Genomic DNA, 4,253 nt, shown 5'->3' with positions numbered 1-4,253 from the left:
GTACGGGCTGCGGGCGCGGCTGCTGGAAGCCGGTTTCGAGGCGCCCGCCGTCGGCGACCTGGCCGACAAGGGCGCCGACGCCCTCTTCGACGGAACGGCCCGCTTCGGGCCGCGCGCCGCACAGGCCGAGACCGAACAGTGGCTGGCCGGCCGTGAACCCCTCGCCGCCGCACGCGAGTTGCTGTCGGCAGCGCGCGGCAACGACTCCGGCGCCCCGCTGCGCCGGCTGCGCTGCCAGCAGGCCCTCTCCCTGGTCGGCACCGACGCCGAACCCGCTCTGCGGGAGGTCCTCGACGACGCCGAACTGGGCGGCCTCGCCCGGGTCTGGCTGACCGAGCACGGCTTCACGGACGTACCGCCCCCGTCCGAGGCGATGGTCTTCTGGCTCACCGTGGACACCCTCGCCGCCCAGCTCGCCGCCGAGGGCAACTCCGAGGAACTGCGCGCCCTCGTCGAGGGCCTCGCACAGCAGCACAGCGGCTTCTTCGCGGCGGCCTGGCGGGTCGACCACCCGGCCACCGCGGACGTCCTGGAGGCGATGGGGCGCATCCACCCCGACAAGAAGATCGCGAAGCAGGCCCGGAAGGCCGCGTTCAAGGCACGGTCCCAGCAGGGCGGCTGACGGCTGCCACACCCTGTGACGGGGCGTACGGATTCACGGAAGCGAGCCCGGGGGAGTAGCCCGGTGTTCAACTCGCGTTCAGAACCGGGCGGAACCGTGGCGCCGACCGAGGTCCGTACGCCACCCTCCACGGCATTCCCACCGTCACAGGAGACACCATGTCGCTCACCCGCAGGGACTTCGCCAGAAAATCCGCGATCACCGGTGCCGGTGTCGCGCTGGCGGGCAGCGTCGGCGCCCTCGCCACCGCTCCGGGCGCCCTTGCGTCCTACGACACCGACAGCGCGGGGGAGGAGCCGGCGGACGCGTCCGGCGGGATCGGCTACGGCCCCCTGATCCCCGACCCGAAGGGCATCCTCGCGCTGCCCGCCGGCTTCAAGTACCGCATCATCACCTACAGCGGGAAGACCAAGCTGGAGTCGGGCGAGTTCACCCCCTCCAACCACGACGGCACGGCCACCTTCGACGGCCCGCGCGGCACCACCCTCCTCGTCAACAACCATGAGCTGAAGGGCCCGCGCGCCAACTGGAAGTACCCGGTCCCGCTCACCGAGGGTCTCGTCTACGACCCCGCCGCCTCCGGCGGCTGCACGGTCGTCGAGGTCCGCCCCGACGGACAGGTCGCCGAATGGGTGGGCATCGCCGGCACCTCCACCAACTGCGCCGGCGGCAGCACCCCTTGGGGCACCTGGCTCACCTGCGAGGAGAACTCCGACCGGGCCGGCACCAACGGCATGACCAAGGACCACGGCTACGTCTTCGAGGTGGACCCCCGCGACCGGCGTGCCAACCGCGACCCCAAGCCGCTGAAGTTCTTCGGCCGTTACGACCATGAGGCCGTCGTCATCGACCCCAGGCGTGGCCACGCCTACCTCACCGAGGACGACGACGAGCCCAACGGCCTCTTCTACCGCTGGACCCCGCCCAAGGGCTTCGAGCACGGCCGCGGCAGGTTCCGCACCCTCGCCGACGACGCCGGCGTCCTGCAGGCACCCAAGTGCTACAACTCCGGCGGCAAGTTCGTCGACGACCTCTCCCGCGCCACGAAGGTCGGCACGGTGTACGGAGTGGACTGGGTCGACGTACCGGACCGCGACGCCAGGACCGTGGCCGTGCGCAAGCAGTTCGCCGACGGCGAGATCACCCGCGCCCGCAAGCTCGAGGGCATGTGGTGGGGCGACGGCGGCGCGTACATCGTCTCCTCGTACGCCCGCGAGGAGAGCCCGGTGCAGCACGACGGGCAGGTCTGGTTCTACGACCCCAAGCGCCGCACGCTGACGCTGAAGGTCCTGCTCGGAGTGAACCCCGACCCGGCCAAGGACGGCGCCTTCGACGGCCCCGACAACATCACCGTCTCCCCGTACGGCGGCCTGATCCTCGCCGAGGACGGCGAGGGCGTCTCGCACCTCTTCGGTGCGACGGACAGCGGCCGTACGTACCCCATCGCCCGCAACGACCTGAACGTCGGCACCGAGGAGGAGCCGGAATACAGCGAGTTCGCCGGCGTCACCTTCTCCCCCGACGGCCGGACGCTGTTCGCCAACATCCAGGACCCGGGCATTCTGCTGGCCATCACCGGCCCCTGGAAACGGCAGAAGCGGTAACCGCGCGGCCTGACCACTATCGAGTGATTCTTCTCCGAACCCGTCACCCCCTCTGCGATCGGAAATAGAGTGCCTGTGCGGTATGCGTACTCGGTGTCGCGGAGGGGGCGTTCGTGTGGGACGGCGAGTTTCTGGGTGGAGTAGCCGAAGGTTGCCCTGTCTGGTTAGGTGACGGCACCACCAGGCCAGTCGAGGAGGTGGTGGCGCTCGGCCTTCCCGTGCTCTCCTATGACAAGGCCTGGGACACCAGACCTGTGAGGTACGGGGCCAATCAAGGGGCGCGAGACCACTCCGTGGGGTCGCTCGGCTCGGCCATTCCTGCGGTTGCGACGCGCATCGGTGAGCGGTCGGTCTACACAGTTCGCTTCGTCTCCGGCCGCACTGTCGAAGCAGCAGCAGGACATCTGTGGGTGACGCAGCGACGCAGCGGTCGGCAGGCGTGGGAGTGGAGGAAGATCGAAGACCTGCGTACCGGCGACCGTGTGCCCGTTCCGTTGACGGCGAGTCAATTCGGCGCAGAGGGTGACGCATCGGAAGGCTACTTCGTCGGTGCGATGCTCGGTGACGGAGGCATGACATCCTGTACGCCGGAGCTTCATGGTGACCCCGCCGATGGTGCTGCTGGCTTCATGCGTGACTTCGCCGCCCGGCACGGGTGCGGGGTGCGTGAAATCGATCTGGGCTCAATCGTGCGTATGCGTTTTCCGTATCGGCCGGGACGCCGGAACCCACTGACCGAAATCCTCGTGAAAGCTGTGTCCGAAGCCGGGCGGAAGGTCGTGTACGGCTTCGCGGTGCATCCAAGCGGCTTGATTGTTTCCAACGGCATCGTTACCGGCAGCGGTCGGACACCACCCGCAACAGCGTGATACGTATGCGGCTGTGCGACGAGGGCTTTGCGCATGCCGAGTGCCCCTCGTGCAACGAACGAGGGGCACCTCCGAGGCGTATGGCAGCGCAGAGCCTTACAGCGCCTGGGCCGCCGGCTTGACCATGTTGCGGACCGTGCGGGCCTTGACGAAGTCGCCCATGGCCGTCATGTCCCACTCGCCGGAGAACTGGCGGATGAGCTTCGCCATGAGGACGCCGGTCTGGGGCTCGGCGTTGGTGAGGTCGAAGCGGACGAGTTCCTCGCCGGTGGCGGCGTCCATGAGGCGGCAGTAGGCCTTGGCGACCTCGGTGAACTTCTGGCCGGAGAAGGAGTTCACGGTGAAGACCAGGCCGGTGACCTCCTGCGGGAGGCGGCCGAGGTCGACGGTGATCACCTCGTCGTCGCCGCCGCCCTCGCCGGTGAGGTTGTCCCCGGAGTGGCGGATCGCGCCGCCCACGATCTGGAGCTTGCCGAAGTAGCAGCTGTCGATGTGGTTGCGCTGCGGGCCGTACGCGATGACCGAGGCGTCCAGGTCGATGTCCTTGCCGCGGTAGGCGGGCTCCCAGCCGAGGCCCATCTTGACCTGGGAGAGCAGCGGGCGGCCGCCCTTGACCAGGGAGACGGTCTGGTTCTTCTGGAGGCTGACCCGGCCCTTGTCGAGGTTGATCTTCCCGGCGCCGGGGGCGGGAGCGGCCGGAGCGGGGGGCGCTGCCGGGGCCGGGGGAGTGGACATGGGCGGGGCCGGCGGGGTCACCGGGGGCTGCATCGTGGCGGGCGGCGGGGTGACCGGCTGGGGCGGGGCGACGGGGGCCGGAGCCGGTTCCTCCACGGTGACGCCGAAGTCGGTGGCGATGCCGGCCAGACCGTTGGCGTAGCCCTGGCCGACCGCGCGGGCCTTCCAGGCGCCGTTGCGCAGATAGATCTCCACGACCACCAGGGCCGTCTCGGCGCCGAGCTGCGGGGGCGTGAAGGTGGCCAGGACGCTGTTGTCGTCCGCGTTGCGGATCGTGGCGGTGGGTTCGACGCCCTGGAAGGTCTGGCCGGCGGCGTCCGGGCTCGCCGTGACGACGATCTTCTCGATGCCCGGGGGGACGGCGGTGGTGTCGACGGTGATCGCGTCGGGGGCCGTGCCGCCGCCCGAGCGGTACGTCACGCC

General features: G+C 69.9%; 3 protein-coding genes and 1 pseudogene. 3 read left to right on the top strand and 1 reads right to left on the bottom strand.

The window, feature by feature from the left end; translation table 11 throughout:
• The 3 genes and pseudogenes from ACTWQJ_RS47285 to ACTWQJ_RS47275 form a co-directional block, all read left to right on the top strand.
• Positions 1-622: pseudogene (locus ACTWQJ_RS47285) on the top strand (hypothetical protein); the annotation flags it as partial.
• A gap of 158 nt (positions 623-780) precedes the next feature.
• Entirely contained in the window at positions 781-2,226 is a 1,446-nt protein-coding gene (locus tag ACTWQJ_RS47280) for an alkaline phosphatase PhoX (RefSeq protein WP_443312552.1), read from the top strand.
• A 113-nt stretch (positions 2,227-2,339) separates the two neighbouring features.
• Positions 2,340-3,095: a hypothetical protein gene (locus tag ACTWQJ_RS47275; protein ID WP_443312551.1), complete on the top strand. Its 756-nt coding sequence runs from the start codon at positions 2,340-2,342 to the stop codon at positions 3,093-3,095.
• A gap of 96 nt (positions 3,096-3,191) precedes the next feature.
• Here the strand turns inward: ACTWQJ_RS47275 and ACTWQJ_RS47270 are convergent.
• A partial coding sequence (locus tag ACTWQJ_RS47270; protein WP_443312550.1) for a TerD family protein occupies positions 3,192-4,253 on the bottom strand: 1,062 nt, incomplete at its 5' end.

The organism is Streptomyces sp. KR55 (genome assembly GCF_052245645.1).
GTDB classification, from domain to species: domain Bacteria; phylum Actinomycetota; class Actinomycetes; order Streptomycetales; family Streptomycetaceae; genus Streptomyces; species Streptomyces flavusporus.
Note: the sequence above shows the minus strand (reverse complement) of the source record. Positions and strands in the feature narration are given on the sequence as shown.